Genomic DNA, 20,288 nt, shown 5'->3' on the forward strand with positions numbered 1-20,288 from the left:
GACGAATGTACCAATTACATGATTTGGTTCAAATGAAGAAGCCGCATGCATGTGGAACGAATAAATGGGAAGTCATTCGCCTAGGCGCCGACATTAAAATTCGTTGCACCGGTTGCGGCCATATTGTTATGATGTCGCGCCGTGATTTTGAGAAGCGGCTTAAGAAAGTTTTAGGTCAAGCAGAACAGGCAGATTAATATAGAAAGTGTGAAATAACCAAATGGCTTTAACAGCAGGTATTGTCGGGCTTCCCAATGTCGGTAAGTCCACGCTTTTTAACGCAATCACAAAAGCAGGCGCCGAAATGGCCAATTATCCGTTTGCGACCATCGATCCCAATGTGGGGATGGTCGAGGTGCCGGATAAACGGTTGGCGCGGATTGATGAATTGATTCCGGCCAAGAAAATCATTCATACGACTTTTGAGTTCACGGATATTGCCGGAATCGTAAAGGGTGCTTCCAAAGGCGAAGGGCTTGGCAACAAGTTTCTGGAGAATATTCGCCAGGTAGATGCGATCGTGCACGTTGTTCGGGCATTCGATGACGATAACATTACCAGTGTGACCGGCAAAGTCGATCCGTTGGAAGACATGGCCACGATTAACATGGAACTGGCGATCGCCGATTTGGATTCGGTCAATAAACGCTATGCCAAAGTTGAAAAGGTTGCCCGGACCCAAACCAAAGATAAGGAAGCCCAGGCGGAGTTTAAAGTGTTGCAAAAGATTAAGCCGGTTCTTGAAGACGGCGGAATGGTGCGCAGCATCGACTTCGATAAAGATGAACAGAAGATCGTCAAGGGCTTGTTCTTATTAACGAGTAAACCGGTGCTTTATGTCGCCAATATTGCGGAAGAAGCCATGGCCGATCCGGATTCCGTCGATTATGTCAAACAAATCAAAGCCGAAGCAGCCAAAGAAGGCGCCGAGGTGATTGCTATTTCGGCCAAGACCGAAGAGGAAATTGCCGAATTGGATGATGACGAGAAAGCCGACTTTCTGGCAGCAGAAGGTGTCGATGAATCCGGTTTGGATAAACTCATCAAGGCTAGCTACCATTTGTTGGGCTTAGCAACCTTCTTTACGGCGGGCGGCAAGGAAACCCGCGCGTGGACGTTTAAGCGCGGTATGAAGGCGCCTCAAGTTGCCGGTATCATTCATTCAGACTTTGAGCGCGGCTTTATTCGAGCCGAGACGATGTCGTTTACGGATCTGGACAAGTATGGTTCCGTGCAGGCAGTCAAGGAAGCCGGACGTTATCGTTCTGAAGGTAAGGAATATCAAGTGCAAGATGGGGATATCATTGAATTTCGGTTCAATGTTTAACGTGCAAGCCGAAAGGACGCACGCGACGATGATGACTTTAAGATAGGAGTTACACATGGCAAAGAAGCAAGAAACGGACACGAATCAAACAGCGGACAGCGCTGCAGTTGATCAACAGCAGACTGCGGCATCGTCAGCGGCTGATGCGCAGCAGTCGGCAGCAACGGTGGCAAGCAAGAATGCCCATGTTAAGCAGGAGCGGCCAGCTACAACCGTTCCGGAAATGATTGCAAGACTGACCAATAAGAACAACGAGTATGTCTTCAAGCTGCGGCGTGAATTAAAAGACGGCGGTATGAGTGAGGCAGATGAGGAAACCCTGCTCAAAACGATGCTGCCGGAAATGATTACCGCCCAACGGCAAGGCAAACCGGCCACGCAACTTTATGGGCCGGTCACAGTGAAGGCCAATGAAATTCTGCATACGCCAAAACCGGAACCTAAAAAGCCGCTGTGGTTATTGGTCGCCGATCAAGGTTTGTTTTTCATGGCCATTCTTGCGGCTGTCTTCGCCGTGATGACTTACATCAATCCGAAATCGCAGAACAACGCCAGCAACAGCTTTGCTTATCTTGTCATGTTAAGCCTCATGGCCGGTCTTTTCTTTGTGTACTACGCCGACTGGATGGAACGAGACAAGAAGAATCGCCGCAGTGCCTGGTTAGTGCTTGGTGGCGGGATTGTGTTGGTTCTTGCGGTCACCTTTATCGGCGGCGCCCTCATGATGCTTGACACACCATTCACTCGAGCAATGCCGTGGTTTGTGGACGTGATCATCGCCGTGGTCGCGTATGGTTCCCACTGGCTTTTGCAACGTCGGTATCATCTCAAGAGCTTTTTCAGGCGGTAGTGGGTTGCGGTTTAAAATAAGTTGCTTTGTTAATGATGGTCACCTCGATAGTGGGGTGGCTTTTTTTGTGCAAGTGCGCTGGCTCGCGCTCAACTATAACGCGCTCACTGGCGCAGGAGTCTGCGTGTAAGGACCTTGGTCGCAATGGCAAAGTCCGCCATTACACCCAAGGCCACTTACACTCCGACTCCTAACCGCGCCAGTTCGCGCTCACCATAACGCGCTCGCCAGCCCAGAAACCTGCACATAAGGACCTCAAGCCAAAATGGCCAAAGACCAGCCATTTTAACTTGAGGCCACTTATGCTCCGGTTTCTAACCGGGCTGGCTCGCGCTCAACTATAACGCGCTCACTGGCGCAGGAGTCTGCGTGTAAGGACCTTGGTCGCAATGGCAAAGTCCGCCATCACACCCAAGGCCACTTACACTCCGACTCCTAACCGCGCCAGTTCGCGCTCAAAAAAAATAAGTTGACGCCCTGTTTTTCATCCGGTAAACTTCATGTGGGCTTAATCGTAATGATTACGCTTTAGAAAATTTGGGAGGTTTTTTGGATGAATAAGGGGCATCAACAGCAGTACGGACGCGGATTTGTCCTGGCGGCGGTGGCATTGGCAGGTTTTGGCTTGGTGAATGCCCAACCGACTCAGGCGGCAACATCTGCTAACGGTTCCGCTAGTCAGGCAGTTGAGCAGGCATCTGCTGTCAAGTCGGTTGCGGCTAAGGATCAAACGCTGGTCTTTGCATTACTGAATGGCATCGCAGCGAATTATCACCAGGCGATCACAGTGCAGATCGTTGCGGCCGATAATGGTCAGGTGGTCGCGACCAAAACGTTAGCGTCAACTGATGAGTACGAACCGTCAGCATCGATCAGTGGGTTAAAAATCGGCGCCGCTGACGGACTACAGGCAGGACACACATACCGACTTCAGGTTGTAGCTTCCGGTAACCAAGGCTGGAAGGCCGTGCCAGACAGCTTTGTTTACACACCAGGGCAGACAACCAAAATTGAAATGGACAAGTATACTTATCAAAAAGGCGAGCGGGCGTTCCAACTCGTCGACCAGCAGACCAAGCAGCCATTGGCAAACGTGAAAGTGGCCGCTATTCCTAACCTGGTTGATGGCGCTAAGTCGGCAATCGTCAAAACAACGGATGCCCAAGGTCGCGTCACTTTTTCAACAGATGATCCGCAATTCAAGCGCAATGTGTTCTATCATTTTGAATTACCGGACAAGCACGTGACAGTGGGCTATAACTGGAACTTAATCGGCGGCGAAAAGGCGGACGATAAGGCAGCGGTCGTTTCAGTGAAAATGCCTGCGGTTGCTTCCTCAAGTTCGCAGGCGTCTCAGGCAAGTTCGCAAGCATCGCAAAAGCCATCACAAGCACCATCACAAAAGCCATCACAAAAGCCAAGTATCGACCCGTCAGCCCAGTCGAGCCAGCCATCGCTACGTGCATCCTCATCAGCGAGTGCTTCCCAAAAAGCATCGGTTGAGTCGGTAGCAGCACAAACGTCGCAGGCGGCTTCGTCCGCGGAAAGTGGATCAACTCACGGATTGCCAAAAACCGGCGAAGCACTTGGCCAATCAGGACTTTTAGCCGGGCTTGCAACCCTGCTTTCGGCGTTAGGCGCTTGGTTGTGGCGTCGCCAAGGCTAAGAGCGGCCGCTGAAGCGTTAATCGGTTCCCGTTTAAAAATGACAGCAGCTATTAATCCGAACGATAGCTATGATGGTACAAACCCAATGACTAAAATACGAACATTAAATTCTCATATCAAGCATCGCTAATTTTTTGTTCGGACTAGACTGAACAATTATGAGACTTTCTTTCATTTTTAGGCCTATGATACCGGTCTTTTCAAAAAAATTACCAGACACGTTTGACGTGTTCACATTCCGGTAGTACATTAGTCAACAACTAAAAATTGAAAGAGGGATTTACGCTATGAGTCATTGGGATACAAAGTTTGCCCGGCGTGGTTTTACATTTGATGATGTGTTGTTGATACCTGCAGAAAGTCATGTTTTGCCTCACGATGTCGATCTGTCTGTACAACTTGCGGACAACTTGAAGTTGAATATCCCAATCATCTCAGCGGGGATGGATACGGTGACCGAAAGTGCGATGGCAATTGCCATGGCACGCCAAGGCGGTCTGGGTGTTATTCATAAGAATATGAGCATTGCCGCGCAGGCTGACGAAGTGCTCAAAGTTAAACGCAGTGAAAATGGCGTCATTGTGGATCCCTTCTATCTTACAGCCGATAAACCGGTTAGCGATGCAGAAGCATTGATGAAGAAATATCGCATCAGTGGTGTGCCGATTGTGAACAACACAACCGACCGCAAGCTGACCGGCATTATTACCAACCGTGATTTACGATATGTCGATGACAAGAGTGTGCTGATCGATACCGTCATGACCAAAGAAGGTTTGGTAACGGCTCCGGCAGGCACTTCGATCAAGGATGCAGAAGCGATCTTGCAGGCTCGTAAGATTGAAAAGCTCCCGTTGATTGATAAGAACGGCCGGTTGAGTGGTTTGATTACCATTAAGGATATTGAAAAAGTGGTTGAATTCCCGCATGCGGCTAAAGATGCACATGGCCGCTTGCTGGTCGCTGCTGCTGTCGGTGTGACTTCCGATACGTTTGATCGGGCACAGGCGTTGTTAGATGCCGGTGCTGACGCGATTGTCATTGATACCGCCCATGGTCACAGTGCCGGGGTTATTCGCAAGATCAAGGAAATTCGCGAGCATTTTCCACTGGCAACCTTGATTGCCGGTAATGTTGCGACGGCGGAAGCCACGGAAGCGCTGTATGATGCCGGCGTTGATGTTGTTAAAGTCGGGATCGGTCCTGGCTCGATTTGTACCACCCGGATTGTTGCCGGTGTCGGGGTTCCTCAACTGACGGCGGTTTATGATGCTGCTAGTGTGGCACGTAAACGTGGCAAAACGATCATTGCCGATGGTGGGATCAAGTATTCTGGCGACATCGTGAAGGCTTTGGCGGCTGGCGGGAATGCGGTCATGTTAGGGTCACTTTTGGCCGGAACCGACGAAGCACCAGGTCAGTTTGAAATTTATCAAGGCCGGCGCTTCAAGACTTATCGTGGCATGGGTTCGCTGGGCGCGATGGCGCAGGCACACGGCTCAAGCGATCGTTACTTCCAAAGTGGCGTGAATGAGGCCAACAAGCTGGTTCCTGAAGGCATTGAAGGTCGAGTTGCTTACAAGGGCAGCCTTGGTGATGTGATCTTCCAGATGCTTGGCGGCATTGAATCCGGCATGGGCTATGTCGGGGCACCGAACCTGAAAGAGCTGCAAGACAACGCCCAATTCATTCAGATTACCGGAGCCGGCTTACGCGAAAGCCATCCGCATGACGTTCAGATCACGCGTGAAGCACCGAACTATTCTGTTCAATAATTTAAGACGCTATTAAAAAAGTGGCTGAACCTTAAGCCATGGCGACAATAAAAAAAGCGAATGCACTCAACAACAACGAGTGTATTCGCTTTTTGTTTTCCCAAGAGCAATTCGTTAGGAATGTTCAGACATCAGTGCCAAAGCGGAGCAATCGTAGGCCAGATGGGGCTCAGTGGTGAGATTGTACTAGCTGGGCGGTCTTCCCAGCGTAGTACAAGGCCGAGCTTAGAGACTCTGCCGATTTTGCAGAGGCTCTAAGTCGTGCCCACCACGTTCCAGCCCCAGCTGGCCGGAGATTGCGCAGTTTGGCACGCCATGGAACTTATTGCCTAAGAATTTTCTGTTTCGACCTGAATTCATTAAACTATAAACGTTCTGCGGAATTGTGTCACAATATCGTTTGTGTTTAAAACTTAACGATGCCGCAATCGCGCCTGGTGGAAAACCTCAAGTACCTGTGTTCCAAAAGTTGTTGCCACTGTTAATGGCCAGGCGCGTGTCGGCGGCATGATGGTCAACATCGTCTGCAACCATTGCGCGGTTGGTAACAGCTTAATCAAATGATGACCGGAAAATTGCGTAAATAGCAGGTTTCGACTATAAAACCGAATCAAGTGTTGCTTCAGCCGCTGATCAGCGACCGGTAACAACAAATCGTTGCTGTTATTCCGATCGCCCAGGAAAAGCGGCAACGGTTCAAGATCCTGATGCAAATCGAATTGGCGGTGCTTGTGGGCACTGGCCATTGCCGGTGTCAGGCGGAGCATGAATACCAGTTTGCGGTTCGCCGCCCACAACAGCATGTTAGCAATGGCGATATCGGTTGGCGTGAATTCAAACGCAGCTTGGTGCGCTGCCGGACTCAACAATGCGTGCGTCAAAACCGGTTTGAGCCCGGCAACATCGGGCATATCAGGCCAAATAACCTGTAGTTGCTGCACCCCATTTAACCAATGGACGTGCGTGGCAAGCCGCAACGTTAACCAGTCTGACTGTTGGTACAAAAGCCAATAGGTACTGCCGCTGGTATGCGCGATATTGATACCGGCGATTCGCATGTCCTGAGGCAGACTGGCGGCCACAACATTGGTTAATTTTTCCAAAAATGCCGCCTCCTTTTAAGAATGAATAACGCTGCAACCCGCATTTTCTTAGGTTTTTCGTAAAGAATTCCCGCTTCAATTTTGGTACAATGGACATTGATGTGACAGTCCTTACCGATCGTTCTATAAATGGAGTTAAAAACATGAAGATATTAATTGTTGACGATGATAAAGAAATCGTTGAATTACTAAGCATTTACGTTAAAAACGAAGGCTATGAACCGATTCAAGCATACTCGGGAAAAGAAGCGATTACCAAACTCGTGACCAATCCGGATATTGCTTTGATGATTTTAGATATTATGATGCCGAATATGTCGGGCATGGACGTGGTGAAAGAAGTCCGCAAAGACTCGCAGATCCCGATTATCATTGTGTCAGCCAAAACGGCGGATATGGACAAGATTCAGGGTCTGATCACCGGCGCTGACGATTACGTCACCAAACCGTTTAACCCGCTAGAAGTGATGGCACGTGTCAAAAGCCTGTTGCGCCGGAGCCAAAACGAAGTCACCAATCCGGAACCGGATGTCCTTGAGGTTGGCCCGTTAACTATCAAAAAGGACAGCCATGAAGTGACCACGTTGACTGGCAAACAAATTCAGCTGACCGCGTTGGAATTCGGTATTTTGTATTTACTTGCAAGCCATCCCAACCGAGTTTTTTCGGCTGACGAAATTTTTGAGCGGGTTTGGCAACAGGAATCCATTGTTTCGGCGAAAACCGTCATGGTCCACGTATCACATCTCCGCGATAAAATTGAAGAGGCAACTGATGGTGAGAAGGTCATTGAAACCGTCTGGGGCGTTGGTTACAAGGTCGAGGCCTAATTCATGAGCGAAAAAGTCAAACTCACCGCAAAGGAAAAATCCGAACTGTGGATTGAAGGCATTGTGACGGTGATTTTGTTACTGATGCTTAACTTTGCGTTGCTGGTGCTGATTAATCAGATGATCGCGCATAACCCCGGACTGGAAAATGCCATCTGGGGTGTGAAAACGAATTTGACTTTTGGCCGCGGCGGTTTTCACCTCTGGAGCTGGTCGAATCTGTTTCTTACCATGATGGCGATTGCTGACGTGATTGTGGTGTATTGGCGCTTGGCGCGACGGTATCGGCAAATGCAGATGCGCCACGTCATCGCCGAGTTGCATTATATTGCAGACGGCCATCTTGATCATCGGATTAAGTTTGAAGTGAACACCGAGCTGCAAAAGGTTGTCAGCAGCATCAATGCGCTGGTTGATTCGACGGTCAATTCAATGGCAGAGGAACGACGCATCGAGCAAAGCAAGGATGAGCTGATTACCAATGTCAGTCATGATATTCGAACGCCATTAACGTCCATTATCGGTTATCTGGGTTTGATTGAAGACCATCAATACCGCAGTGAGGAAGAGCTGCTTAAATATACGCACACCGCTTATTTGAAAGCCAAACAAATGAAGGTGTTGGTTGAAGACTTATTTGAATATACGAAAGTCAAATCCACCACCACCAAGCTTAATCCGGTTCGTTTCAACATGATTGCGATGCTGGAACAGCTCGCTGCCAGTTTTGAGCTCGAAGCGCATAAGAAACATATGCGGATTCTCGTCAGCGGTGAGCCGAATCCGTTAATGATGGAGGCCGACACCGAGAAACTGGGCCGGGTATTCAACAACTTAATTGTCAATGCGTTGAAGTATGGCCAAGGCGGACGGCATATTTTTCTGGACGCACAGCGCGTTGGCAGCGAGGTCGTTGTGAAAGTTTCCAACGATGGCGCGCAGATCCCTAATGATGCTCTCAATCAGCTGTTTGACCGGTTCTATCGGGTTGAAGAAAGCCGCTCGCAGGAAACCGGCGGAACCGGGTTGGGGCTTGCGATCGCCCAAAGCATTATTGCGTTGCATGGCGGTTATATTTATGCCGATTCCAGTCCGGAGTTGACGAGTTTTGTGATTCATTTACCACTAAAAGTCGGTGCTTCATTGACCGATAAACCAAAACATTCTAATGAGGAAGCAGGAAAGTCAAAATGAAGAAGTTGTTGCGTGGGTTGATTGCCGCCATGGCCGCGGTGTTGATGATTGGTGGTGCTGCTCCGGCAGTCTCGGTTGCTGCTGCGGAAAGTAGCGATACGAATGTGGTTGATGCCAAGGCAGCGGTTGCTATTGAACCCACAACCGGGAAAGTTTTGTACGCCAAGAATGCCGATAGTGTGTTGCCGATTGCATCCATGACTAAGATGCTGAGTATCGAACTGGTGCTGGACGCCATTGATTCGGGAAAAATCAAATGGGACGACAAGGTGACCTTGGACAAGACGATCTGGTCGCTTAGTCAGGATCGCGACCTTAGCAATGTGCCATTGCGGCGGGACGGGTCCTATTCGGTACGCGAATTATATGATGCTTCGCTGATTTATTCAGCGAACGCCGCCATGATGCTACTTGCCAAAACGGTGGCCGGCAGTCAGGAAAAGTTCGTCAATCAAATGACTGCCAAGCTTAAGAGCTGGGGCATTACGGATGCCAAAATTGTCAACGTGACTGGCCTCAACAACAGCCAGTTAAAAGACGCTAAAGTACCCGGTACCGGCGATCAAGCAGAGAACGAAATGTCCGCCAAAGATATGGCCCAAGTCGCGCAACACTTACTTAAAGACCATCCGGAAGTCCTGAAAACTACCAGCATCGCCAAACAGACTTTCCGTAAAGGAACCGATGACGCGATTAATATGGAAAACTGGGACTGGATGTTGAAGGGCCTGGTTTCATACGACAAAAATCTGCCGGTTGACGGATTGAAAACCGGCACATCTGACGCTGCTGGTGACTGCTTCACCGGTACAGTCAAAAAGAACGGCATGCGGATTATCACGGTGGTCTTGCACGCCAATGGGGATGCTAAAACCCGGCGTTTTGACCAAACCAAGAAATTGATGAATCATGTTCTGGAAAACTGGAAGACAGTTCAATTGGCTGATGCTGGACAGAGCATCAAAGGTTATCGCAGTGTCACGGTTAACCGCGGCAAATCCCGGACAACGCCGATTGCATCAGCAGCTAGGGCTGTCGCTGTTGTTCCGTCCGATACCAGTAAACAGGATCTAAAGTATACTTATACACCTGCAAAAGGGGTTAAGAAGAACACGATTGAAGCACCGGTCAAGAAAGGGGCCACGATCGGCCATCTGGAAGTGACAGCAAAGGGTGATTCGCTCGGGTTTGTCGGCGGTGCGAAACGTGAAGGCATCACGCTTAAGACCACCAAGGCAGATCCAAAGGCTAACTTCTTTGTCCTGATCTTCCGTGGGATTGGTGATTTCTTCGGCAACATTTTTTAAGCGACAACAATGATGTTAAGCGGTGAATGTTTTGGACTCCGAAACGGAGATCAACACGTTCACCTTTTTGTTAGGGAGGCGGTCATCATGGTGACTTATCACGAAATTACGCCGGCCGGATTGGCTAGTCTGAAGCAAGAGGTTGAAGATCTGAAAGCGATTCGTCCGGCGAAGATCAAGAATCTTGCCGAAGCCGCAGCGTTAGGCGATCGGTCGGAAAATGCCGAATACAGTGCGGCCAAACGTGAACTGCGGCAGTTGGAAGGGCGGCTGCGGTATCTTGATAAGTTGATTCGTTATGCTAAAGTCACGGCGCCGGCTGCAAGCGACATAGCTGATATTGGCAATATGGTGAAGCTTAAGTTTGATGATGACGATGATCAGGCCACCTATGAGTTGGTTGGCCCGGCAGAAGCTGGCATGGGTGCTGATAAACTCGCCGTCAATTCGCCATTGGGAGCGGCGATCCGGCGCCATCATGCAGGTGATACGGTCACCGTCACTGCCCCAAGTGGCACTTATCAGGTGACGATTCTTGCGATTCAGACAGGAAAAGCGAACGCGTAACGCGTCCCCCCCATTTGAAGTAGTCTGTCAGTTGATCACATGAACAATCAACCTCAAAGCCACGTCAATGCTTATGCTATAATGAAGCTTGAAATAACGGCATATAAAAAGGAGCAGCCCAATGGCACTATCACTTAGAGCTTGTATTTTATTGTTGAAGGAACACCATTTACTCAAAAGCGCGGCCATCCAAACCACCGAAGATGTGGACATGACCGGCATTGCTTATGATTCACGGAAAGTGTCTGGCCCGACGCTGTTTTTCTGCAAAGGGGATAAGTTTCGGCCGATTTATTTGTCGATGGCTAAAGACAATGGCGCCAAAACCTATGTCGCGGAAAAACCGTACGTCGAAGGCAATGGGCTCAATGCCTTAATTGTCCGGAATATTACCAAGGCCATGGCGATTCTTAGCGCTGCCTTTTTCGACTATCCGCAAGATGATCTGTTTGTGATTGCCTATACGGGTACCAAAGGCAAAACCACGGCATCGTACTTCACTGAAGCCATTTTGAACGAAGCGCGTCCGCGGCATATCGCCTTATTCTCAACGATTGACACGGTTGTCGGCCCGGAACCGAATCAACGCTTCAAATCAAACCTGACTACGCCGGAAAGCCTGGATTTATTCCGTGATATGCGGGAAGCAGTTGAAAACGGCATGACCCATCTGGTGATGGAGGTGTCAAGTCAAGCTTATCTGCGCAATCGCGTTTTCGGGCTGACTTATGATGTCGGGTTCTTCTTGAACATCACGCCGGATCATATCGGACCGAATGAGCATCCGACATTTGCCAACTATCTGCACAACAAGCTGCAATTGCTGGTTAACGCCCGTAAAGTCGTGATCAATGCCGAAACCGAGCATTTTGACCAGGTTTATGCAGCCGCGACAACGACGACTTATCCGGAAAGTATTTATTTATTCGCCAGTGCCGGATTCAAGCCTAAACGCGATGATATTGACATCGACTTTCGTTTTGACAGCCAGGAAGCGGACGTTGCCGAAAGTCGCTTTACATTAGTGCCGGTAACGGAAAAAGCGGCCGCACTCAATATTGGCGGCCATTATTCGCTTGCGTTAATCGGCGATTTTAATGAAAGTAACGCGACCGCAGCGATCATTGGTGCCGGATTGGCAGGCGTTGATGCATCAGCAGCAGTTCCGGGGATTGCTAAGGTTAAAATACCCGGGCGGATGGAACATGTTCAGATTGCTGGTCATGGCACGGTTTATGTTGATTATGCCCATAACTATGCCAGCATGAAGGCACTTTTATCATTTTTGAAGCGTTCATACAAAGATCCGCGGATGCTGGTTGTGGTCGGGTCGCCTGGTGACAAAGGCGTTTCCCGGCGGCCGGGGTTTGCCAAAGTGCTCACTGAACTGGCTACGGAAGCTTATCTGACAACAGACGATCCCGGTTACGAAGATCCTGCCAATATTGTCAACGAAATTGACAGCAAAATCGACCACAGTAAGGTCAAAGTTCATAAGGTGCTTGATCGGAAAGAAGCCATCACCGAAGCGATTAAAGCCAGTGGCCCGCAAGATGTGGTGGTCGTAGCCGGTAAAGGCGCGGATCCTTATCAGAAGATTCGCGGCGTCAATACGCCGTGGCCAACCGACATGGCAGTTGTAAAAGAAGTTGGCAAGTCGTTACAGGAAGGCTGATATTAATGCGTCAATTTTTCACGGTAATCGGAGGCATGGGCACACCCGCAACAGAAAGTTACGTGCGGCTGCTTAATCAACGGACGCATGCCCACAGTGATCAGGAATATCTCAATTATATTCTGGTCAATGATGCCACCGTGCCGGATCGAACCGATTACATTTTGGATCACAGCAAACCAAGCTTTTATCCGGATTTACTTGAGGATATCCAGGCACAAAGCTTGCTGAATCCCGAGTTTATTGTGATTGTCTGCAATACGGCTCACTATTTTTACGATCAGCTGGCGGCCGCAACGCCGATCCCGCTGTTACACATGCCACGGCTGGCAATTCGCGACATGTGCGAACGTTTTCCTAATGAAAAACGCGTCGGACTCATTGCCACGCAAGGCACGATCAAAGATGGCATTTATAGCCAAGAGATCGAAAACACCGGACGTGAGGTCGTCTTGGGTGATCAAGCCCTTCAGGATATGGTTACGGAGCTGATCTACAAGTACGTTAAGGAAAAAGGCGAAGTTAACGCTGAATTGTATCACCGCATCTTAAAGCGGATGCATGATGATTTTCATGTCAACGTCATCGTGCTCGGCTGCACCGAGCTGTCATTTGCGCAGGAAAAGGCGGGCGACCATCCGTATCACGTTATCGATGCCCAGAGCATTATCGTCGACAAGACGCTGGCATTAGGCAAAGCCTTCCGCAAGAGCGAAGCGGACGGTAAGGCGCTTTTGAATCAACTAATGGTGTGAGCCGAGCGTGAACAGGAGATTTCTGCGACTGCGAACGCGTTATCATTCATTTTTGAGTGGTAGACGGCCATACAAAACGCTACTTACTTGTGGTAAGCTTAAATTAGTTCTCAAGTAAAGGAGATGCAGAATTTGGCACATTTAACCAAATTGACAGACACGTATACTTTAAACAATGGCGTTGAGATTCCGATTGTTGGCTTTGGCACTTGGCAGACACCTGATGGAGAAGTTGCCAAGCACAGTGTGGAAACCGCATTGGCTGCCGGTTACCGGCATATCGACACAGCTGCTGCCTATGGTAACGAAGATAGTGTTGGTGCAGGCATCAAGGCATCCGGTGTTCCGCGCGATCAGATCTTTTTGACCACCAAACTGTGGAATGCCGATCATGGCTATGAAGCAACCAAAGCCGCCATCGATCGCTCATTGCAAAAGCTTGGTGTTGATTACGTCGATCTTTATTTGATTCACTGGCCAAACCCGATTCAATTCCGTAACAACTGGGAAGAGGCTAATGCCGGTTCGTGGAAAGCCATGGAAGAAGCCTATCAAGCAGGCAAACTGCGGGCGATTGGCGTGTCGAACTTCCGCGCCAAGCATTTGGACGCGTTACTCAAGACCGCTAACGTCAAGCCGATGGTCAATCAGATCTTCCTGAATCCAAGTGATTTGCAGCCGGAAGTCGTGGACTATAACAAGGCACATGATATTTTGAGTGAAGCATATAGCCCACTAGGCACAGGCAAAATCTTTAAAGTCGAAGCCCTTAAGAAGATTGCGGAACGTTACAACAAGAGTGTGGCCCAAGTGGTGCTTCGCTGGTCACTGCAGCATGGCTTCCTACCGCTGCCAAAGTCAGTGCATGACGAGCGGATCAAAGAAAACGCCCAGCTGTTTGACTTTGAACTGAGTCATCACGACATGACGCTGATTGATGCGTTACATGGCGAAGCCGGTTTGGCGACGGATCCGGATACTACTGATTTCTAGGAGCAAAATGACGATGCAGTCAGCATTGTATGACTGCGCAAAACCCTCGCGGGAGACCGCGGGGGTTTTTGTGTGCCGTGACGAAATTTATGAAGGTGAGACGGCCTGCTGCTTTTTGGCATTGATGAGCTGAACGTTGTTTTCAGTCAGAAAATCGCGATATTTTGCGTCAACATCGCCATAGGTGACAATCGCATCGATGTCTTGCAAGGCACCATAAGTGAGAAGCGATACGCGACCAAACTTGGACTGATCGATGAGCAGGATCTTGCGGTGTGCCTTTTTAAAGATCTCGGCTTTGATCAGATATTCGTTGTACTCCGAATTGGACAAGCCGCGTGTCAGCGAAATCCCGGTTGCGGCCATGAACGCCTTGCCAATATTAAAGCGGCTAAAGATGTTCATATCATCAATACCGGTAAACGACTGGGTCCGCCGATCAAAATTCATGCCAATGATGACGAGTTTGATGTTCGCAAGCGGTGCGGCTTGATTGATAATCTGCAGATTATTGGTAACTAAAGTGAACGGAAAATCTGTCGGTAAAAAACCGCCCATCTCAGCAGTCGTGGTCCCGGAGTCAATAAAAATCAAGTCTTCAGGTTCGATGAGTTGGGCCGCAGCGCGTCCGATCTGGTGTTTTTCGGTCGGTGCCGCTAATTGACGCTCACTGTAAACGGTGAGGGCGTTGCCTTTCGTGCTGGGAGTCGTGGTGTTATCCGTCACGCCACCATACACTTTTTTAACGGTGCCGGCAGCGATGAGGCTGGCCAGATCGCGACGAAGCGTGCTGGGAGCGATGTCAAACTTATCTTCGAGTTCTTTCATGGAAGCCGTCTTGACGTCGCTGATATAGGCTTGCATGGCATCAATTCGTTCTTTTCTAAGCATGGATGTCACCTTCTTCATTTCTATAAGCATTTTGATTATAGCATTTAATGACAAACTTTTGAACAACTTTTGATCAACTTACCAGCCGAATCATGATTAATTTCCGGATGAGCAATTGGTCAGCTCCGGCGCCCGAAAAAATGTACCGATTTTCTCAAGAAAAAATGGCAACATTCAAACATAAAATCTGCTTTGATCTATGCGCAAAGCGGCGACCATAACATTGGCTTTCTTTGGCAAAGCCGCTAGTTGTTTGCCTTTATCATACCATCATGGTATAGGAAGATTCATCTTTTTGGCTGGTTTTGTGAATAGCTGGTCATTTTATGAGCAAATGTTGAATACTTTTTAGTTGACTTTGATCTAGTCTGCTTATATGATGGCAATGTGATCATAAAGTAAGCGCTTAACTTTGTACTAAAAAACTTCAGAAAAGTTTGGAGGCTATGGGAAATGCGCAAAGCAGGAATTGTTAACGACAAAGGCGAGGCTGCGCTTGCTCCGCAGACGTCTGGCGGGATTAAATCTGAAAAGTTGCCTAAGTCGGCACGGCGCCGGTTACGGATTATTTCCGTGATTGCGACATTTGGCGGCATGCTCTTCGGGTATGACACTGGGGTGATCAATGGTGCGTTACCATTCATGACCAAGGCAGGAGAATTAAATATGTCGCCTTCGATGGAAGGCTTGGTAGCAAGTTCATTAACGTTGGGGGCCGCTTTTGGGGCAGTTTTGACCGGTCGGATTTCCGATCGTAAAGGTCGGCACAAGGTGATTACCGCACTTGCGATGTTGTTTGTTGTCTCGACAATTGCATCGGCATTGTCACCAACGGCACCAATATTGGCGTCAGTTCGATTCGTTTTGGGTCTGGCTGTTGGGGGCGCTTCGGTCATTGTTCCGACCTTCCTCGCCGAGGTTGCACCGTCAAATCTTCGTGGGCGGATTGTGACCCAGAATGAATTCATGATTGTTTCCGGACAACTGCTGGCCTTTGTGTTTAATGCCATTTTAGGAACCACACTGGGTCATATTCCCGGCATCTGGCGGTGGATGTTAGTCCTGGCTACGATTCCGGCGATTATTTTATGGATCGGGATGAATTTTGTTCCCGAATCACCGCGATGGTTAGCGGCCAATGGCAAGTTGGATCAGGCACTGAGCGTTTTGCGAGAAATTCGGACAGAAGAGCAGGCGCGTGACGAAATGGAAAAGATCCAGATTTCCTTAAAATCGGCACAGGAAGTTAAGAGCGCTTCGATTGCCGACTTGAAGATCGGCTGGATCAGACGGCTGGTTTTGATCGGTATTGGCTTAGGCATCATGCAACAGATTGTCGGGATTAACGTCATGATGTACTACGGAACGACAATTCTGCAGACCACCGGCTTTGGTCAGAACGCGGCCTTGATTGCCAATATTCTGAACGGTGTTACATCGGTGGTCGCAACCATTGTGACGATGCATTTGATGAGTAAATTCAAACGGCGTCAAATGTTATTAACCGGGATTTCCGGTACCTTGTTTTCACTTGTCGGTATTACACTGACCAGCCACTTTCTGGCAGGCAGTCCAATGTTGCCTTATTTCACGATCTTGTTGACGATTATCTATCTGGCGTTCTTCCAAGGCGCATTAGGACCGCTGACATGGTTGCTGCTATCGGAAATTTATCCGGCGCGGATCCGTGGTTTGGGGATGGGATTTGCCACCTTCTTCCTCTGGATCAGCAACTTCTTCGTCGGTTATTTCTTCCCGGTTATGTTGGCAGGCATCGGTATGTCGAATACCTTCCTTGTCTTTGTGGGAGCCAACATCATTTCATTGATTTTCGCATGGCGGTTTGCACCAGAAACAGCCGGTCGTTCGCTCGAAGAAATCGAATTGGACAACAAGTTTGATGACAAGTTCCCGGAAAAGAGCAAGATCAACAAAAATTAAGTTTCCGAAGTCAATTTGTTTGAAAATGTAAGCGCTTCATATCATCCTTGAAAAAGAAGCACGAAAGGAGTCAGTTTCAATGACAACGCAACAAGCAGTGAAGACACTCAAGAATTTTATCAATGGCAAGTGGGTGGATGCCAAAACCGATACCTTCGAAGATGTTTACAATCCTGCAACGGGCGAGGTTCTGGCCCGGGTACCGCATTCAAGTAGCGAAGATGTTGCCGATGCGGTTGCCGCAGCAAGTGCTGCCTTTAAGACCTGGCAGCGGGTATCAATTCCTAAGCGGGCCAAAATTCTATTCAAATACCAGCAGTTATTGGTCGAGCATCAGGAAGAATTAGGCCGGATCGTGACTGAAGAAAACGGCAAGAGCCTGAGTGAAGCAGTTGCCGAAGTCGGCCGTGGTATTGAAAATGTCGAATTTGCAGCCGGCGTTCCAACCTTGATGATGGGCGATTCGCTGACAACGGTGGCGACCGACGTTGAGGCGACCAATTATCGTTACCCAGTCGGCGTTGTTGGCGGCATTACACCCTTTAACTTTCCGATGATGGTGCCATGTTGGATGTTTCCAATGGCAGTGGCAACCGGCAATACGTTTGTGCTGAAACCATCCGAGAAAACGCCACTGACAAGTCAGCGACTGGTGGAACTGTTCCAGGAAGCAGGCCTGCCTGATGGGGTGCTGAATATCGTGAATGGGTCAGTGGATGTTGTGAATGGTCTTTTGGATCACCCGGATGTTAAAGCGATTAGTTTTGTGGGTTCCGAGCGGGTCGGCGAATATGTGTATAAACGCGGCAGTGAGCACTTGAAGCGGGTTCAGGCCTTGACCGGGGCAAAGAATCACACCATCGTTTTGGAAGATGCAGACCTTGATGCAGCTGTGAAAGGCATTATCAGTTCGTCATTCGGATCAGCCGGTGAACGCTGCATGGCAACTTCGGTTTTGGTACTACAAGAAAGCATTGCCGACAAATTCATGGCGAAATTTACGCAGGCGGCTAAGGATATCAAGATTGGCAACGGATTGGACAAAGGGGTCTTCCTGGGACCGGTTATCCGCAAAGAAAATCAGGAACGGACTTTGAACTATATCAAAACCGGGGTCAAAGAAGGCGCCAAACTGGTTTTGGATGGTTCGGAAGAAGCCAAGGAACGCGATGGCTACTTCGTTGGACCGACCATTTTCGAAGACGTCAAAACCGATATGACCATTTGGCACGATGAAATGTTCGCGCCGGTGCTTTCGGTGATGCGGGCCAAAGACTTGCCGGAAGCCGTTGCTATTGCCAATAGTTCCGAGCTAGCGAATGGTGCCTGCCTCTTTACGGACTCAGCCGCATCCATTCGTTACTTCAGGGAAAACATCGACGCCGGCATGTTAGGCATTAACCTCGGCGTTCCGGCACCGATCGCGGTCTTCCCGTTTTCCGGGTGGAAGCATTCGTTCTTCGGCACACTGCATGCCAATGGCAAAGACAGCGTGGACTTCTATACGCACAAGAAAGTTGTGACGGCACGATATGATCAAAGCCGATTCAAGTAAAAGTTCTGCAGCTTTGAAAAGAGGAGGGTCACGATGAGCTTACTGTATCAAAAGCAAAATCAGGAAATTCGGCCAGGCGTGCATTTGATTCAGGATGTCAATGCAAGTAATTCGCCAATGAAATATACGGCAGTCAAGGTTTTGGCGCTTGATGCGAACGCTTCATATGACGAAACTTTGGGAGATTTTGAGGCCGGCATTGTTGTTTTGGCCGGAAAAGTGACGGTAACCGCCGACCAACAGCGATTTGAAGGCATTGGCCAGCGGCAGTCGGTTTTTGACAAAATTCCGACTGACAGCGTTTATGTTGGCACTGGCTTGCCGTTTGGTATCACGGCACAAACAGCAGCCAAGATTTTAATTGCTTATTCGCCAACCACGACGTCTTTCCCGGTTCGTTTGCTTAAAGGCGACATTCATCAAATCGAGCATCGCGGCAAGTATCAGAATAAACGACTGGTGCAAAACATTTTGCCAGACGACCTGCCATTTGCGGACAAATTGTTGCTGGTGGAGGTTTATACGGACTCGGGAAACTGGTCAAGTTACCCGCCGCATCGCCATGACCATGACAACCTGCCGACGGAATCGTTACTGGAAGAAATCTATTATCACGAAATGCAACCAAAGCAGGGATTTGTTTTTCAGCGTGTCTATACAGACGATCACTCGCTCGATGAAACCATGACCGTTCAAAACCAAGACGTTGTGATTGTTCCTAAAGGCTATCATCCCGTTGGCGTTCCAGATGGGTATGACAGCTACTACCTCAACATTATGGCAGGACCGACCCGGGTTTGGCATTTTCACAATGCCCCGGAACATGCGTGGATTATTGATCGGAAGTAGAAAAGGTTGATGCGCAAGGGAGGAAGCATTTTAGATGTCTAAAAAATTTGATTTGATTGCCATTGGCCGGGCAGCCGTTGATTTAAATGCGGTGGAATATAATCGGCCGTTAGAAGAAACCAAGACCTTCGCAAAGTTTGTTGGCGGCTCGCCAGCCAATATTGCGATCGGTTCCGCCAAGCTAGGCCAAAAAGTCGGCTTCATTGGCAAGGTGTCAGATGATCAACTGGGACATTATGTGACCCAGTACATGGCTGAAGTAGGCATTGATACCTCACAAATGGTTAAGGATGATGCCGGCCATAAAATCGGACTGACTTTTACCGAAATTATTAGTCCTGAAGAAAGTGACATTTTGATGTACCGCAATGAAGCTGCTGACTTATATTTAGCGGCCGATGAGGTTTCAAAAGACTACTTGGACCAAGCACAGATGCTCGTCATCTCAGGAACCGGATTAGCGCAGAGCCCGTCACGCGAGGCGATTCTAAAAGCACTTTTGCTGGCGAAGGAACTTGGCGTCGAGGTCATCTTCGAACTGGATTACCGGCCGTATACTTGGCAAAATGCCGAAGAAACCAGCCTGTATTACCAACTTGTTGCTCAAAAAGCTGACGTCATCATCGGCACCCGCGATGAATTTGATGTTTTGGAAAATCATCAGGGCAATACCGATGAGCAAACCATCGCAACGTTATTCCAATACGACGCCAATCTGATCGTCATCAAGAGTGGCGTTCAGGGGTCAAATGCCTACACCAAAGCGGGCGACAAGTATCATTTTGGCGTTTTCAAAACGAAGGTGCTAAAGAGCTTTGGCGCAGGTGATTCGTTTGCTGCCGGGTTCCTGTATGCTTACAGCCATCATCTGGGGATTGAAACAGCCTTGAAGTATGGCAGTGCAGCGGCATCGATCGTCATTAGCCAGTTAAGTTCTTCGGAAGCCATGCCGAACTTGGCGCAGCTGACCGAGTTTATTCAAAAGGCTGAGACGCAGGGGGTGCATTAA

18 protein-coding genes are annotated in these 20,288 nt (G+C 49.0%); 16 read left to right on the forward strand and 2 right to left on the reverse strand.

Annotation, left to right across the window (positions count from 1 at the left end; translation table 11 throughout):
* Window positions 1–5: 5 nt before the first annotated feature.
* From LHUE1_RS06475 to guaB, 5 genes are all read left to right on the forward strand, one after another.
* Window positions 6–197 (forward strand): DUF951 domain-containing protein, encoded by a 192-nt coding sequence (locus LHUE1_RS06475; protein WP_049170118.1) that lies wholly within the window; start codon window positions 6–8, stop codon window positions 195–197.
* Between the two features lie 23 nt (window positions 198–220).
* A complete protein-coding gene (ychF, locus tag LHUE1_RS06480; RefSeq protein ID WP_025013233.1) occupies window positions 221–1,327 on the forward strand; it encodes a redox-regulated ATPase YchF in 1,107 nt (368 codons plus the stop codon).
* Between the two features lie 55 nt (window positions 1,328–1,382).
* Entirely contained in the window at window positions 1,383–2,177 is a 795-nt protein-coding gene (locus LHUE1_RS06485) for a DUF1129 domain-containing protein (protein ID WP_049170120.1), read from the forward strand.
* Between the two features lie 553 nt (window positions 2,178–2,730).
* Complete coding sequence (locus LHUE1_RS06490; RefSeq protein WP_049170122.1) at window positions 2,731–3,843, forward strand: LPXTG cell wall anchor domain-containing protein; 1,113 nt, start codon at window positions 2,731–2,733, stop codon at window positions 3,841–3,843.
* 288 nt (window positions 3,844–4,131) lie between these two features.
* Entirely contained in the window at window positions 4,132–5,619 is a 1,488-nt protein-coding gene (guaB, locus tag LHUE1_RS06495; protein WP_025013236.1) for an IMP dehydrogenase, read from the forward strand.
* A 413-nt stretch (window positions 5,620–6,032) separates the two neighbouring features.
* Here the strand turns inward: guaB and LHUE1_RS06500 are convergent, their stop codons facing one another.
* Window positions 6,033–6,722, reverse strand: a complete 690-nt coding sequence (locus LHUE1_RS06500) for a hypothetical protein (protein WP_049170126.1) — start codon at window positions 6,720–6,722, stop codon at window positions 6,033–6,035.
* A gap of 143 nt (window positions 6,723–6,865) precedes the next feature.
* Between LHUE1_RS06500 and LHUE1_RS06505 the strand changes: the two genes are divergently transcribed.
* From LHUE1_RS06505 to LHUE1_RS06535, 7 genes are all read left to right on the forward strand, one after another.
* Window positions 6,866–7,552: a response regulator transcription factor gene (locus LHUE1_RS06505; protein ID WP_010489824.1), complete on the forward strand. Its 687-nt coding sequence runs from the start codon at window positions 6,866–6,868 to the stop codon at window positions 7,550–7,552.
* 3 nt (window positions 7,553–7,555) lie between these two features.
* On the forward strand, window positions 7,556–8,746 hold the full coding sequence (locus tag LHUE1_RS06510; RefSeq protein WP_049170127.1) for a sensor histidine kinase: 1,191 nt from the start codon (window positions 7,556–7,558) through the stop codon (window positions 8,744–8,746).
* Window positions 8,743–10,053, forward strand: coding sequence for a D-alanyl-D-alanine carboxypeptidase family protein (locus tag LHUE1_RS06515; RefSeq protein ID WP_049170129.1), 1,311 nt, complete (start codon window positions 8,743–8,745; stop codon window positions 10,051–10,053). The genes LHUE1_RS06510 and LHUE1_RS06515 overlap by 4 nt, the downstream gene beginning before the upstream one ends.
* Window positions 10,054–10,140: 87 nt before the next feature.
* The gene (gene greA, locus LHUE1_RS06520; RefSeq protein WP_049170130.1) at window positions 10,141–10,620 is read left to right on the forward strand and encodes a transcription elongation factor GreA; all 480 of its coding nucleotides are present in this window, start codon (window positions 10,141–10,143) and stop codon (window positions 10,618–10,620) included.
* Window positions 10,621–10,741: 121 nt separating this feature from the next.
* Window positions 10,742–12,295 (forward strand): UDP-N-acetylmuramoyl-L-alanyl-D-glutamate--2,6-diaminopimelate ligase, encoded by a 1,554-nt coding sequence (locus LHUE1_RS06525; RefSeq protein WP_039639704.1) that lies wholly within the window; start codon window positions 10,742–10,744, stop codon window positions 12,293–12,295.
* A 5-nt stretch (window positions 12,296–12,300) separates the two neighbouring features.
* Window positions 12,301–13,050 carry an aspartate/glutamate racemase family protein gene (locus LHUE1_RS06530; RefSeq protein WP_049170133.1) on the forward strand — a complete coding sequence of 250 codons (750 nt, stop codon included), beginning with the start codon at window positions 12,301–12,303 and terminating at the stop codon, window positions 13,048–13,050.
* 132 nt (window positions 13,051–13,182) lie between these two features.
* Complete coding sequence (locus LHUE1_RS06535) at window positions 13,183–14,043, forward strand: aldo/keto reductase (RefSeq protein ID WP_049170135.1); 861 nt, start codon at window positions 13,183–13,185, stop codon at window positions 14,041–14,043.
* 87 nt (window positions 14,044–14,130) lie between these two features.
* Here LHUE1_RS06535 and LHUE1_RS06540 read toward each other — a convergent pair whose 3' ends face one another.
* Window positions 14,131–14,934, reverse strand: coding sequence for a DeoR/GlpR family DNA-binding transcription regulator (locus LHUE1_RS06540; RefSeq protein ID WP_049170137.1), 804 nt, complete (start codon window positions 14,932–14,934; stop codon window positions 14,131–14,133).
* 453 nt (window positions 14,935–15,387) lie between these two features.
* Between LHUE1_RS06540 and LHUE1_RS06545 the strand changes: the two genes are divergently transcribed.
* The 4 genes from LHUE1_RS06545 to iolC all read left to right on the forward strand — a co-directional run bounded on the left by LHUE1_RS06545 (window position 15,388) and on the right by iolC (window position 20,288).
* The gene (locus LHUE1_RS06545; protein ID WP_047106529.1) at window positions 15,388–16,875 is read left to right on the forward strand and encodes a sugar porter family MFS transporter; all 1,488 of its coding nucleotides are present in this window, start codon (window positions 15,388–15,390) and stop codon (window positions 16,873–16,875) included.
* 79 nt (window positions 16,876–16,954) lie between these two features.
* Window positions 16,955–18,430 (forward strand): CoA-acylating methylmalonate-semialdehyde dehydrogenase, encoded by a 1,476-nt coding sequence (locus LHUE1_RS06550; RefSeq protein ID WP_010489805.1) that lies wholly within the window; start codon window positions 16,955–16,957, stop codon window positions 18,428–18,430.
* 33 nt (window positions 18,431–18,463) lie between these two features.
* On the forward strand, window positions 18,464–19,279 hold the full coding sequence (iolB, locus tag LHUE1_RS06555; protein WP_049170140.1) for a 5-deoxy-glucuronate isomerase: 816 nt from the start codon (window positions 18,464–18,466) through the stop codon (window positions 19,277–19,279).
* 34 nt (window positions 19,280–19,313) lie between these two features.
* The gene (iolC, locus tag LHUE1_RS06560; RefSeq protein WP_049170142.1) at window positions 19,314–20,288 is read left to right on the forward strand and encodes a 5-dehydro-2-deoxygluconokinase; all 975 of its coding nucleotides are present in this window, start codon (window positions 19,314–19,316) and stop codon (window positions 20,286–20,288) included.

Source organism: Lacticaseibacillus huelsenbergensis (assembly GCF_029726355.1).
GTDB lineage: Bacteria > Bacillota > Bacilli > Lactobacillales > Lactobacillaceae > Lacticaseibacillus > Lacticaseibacillus casei.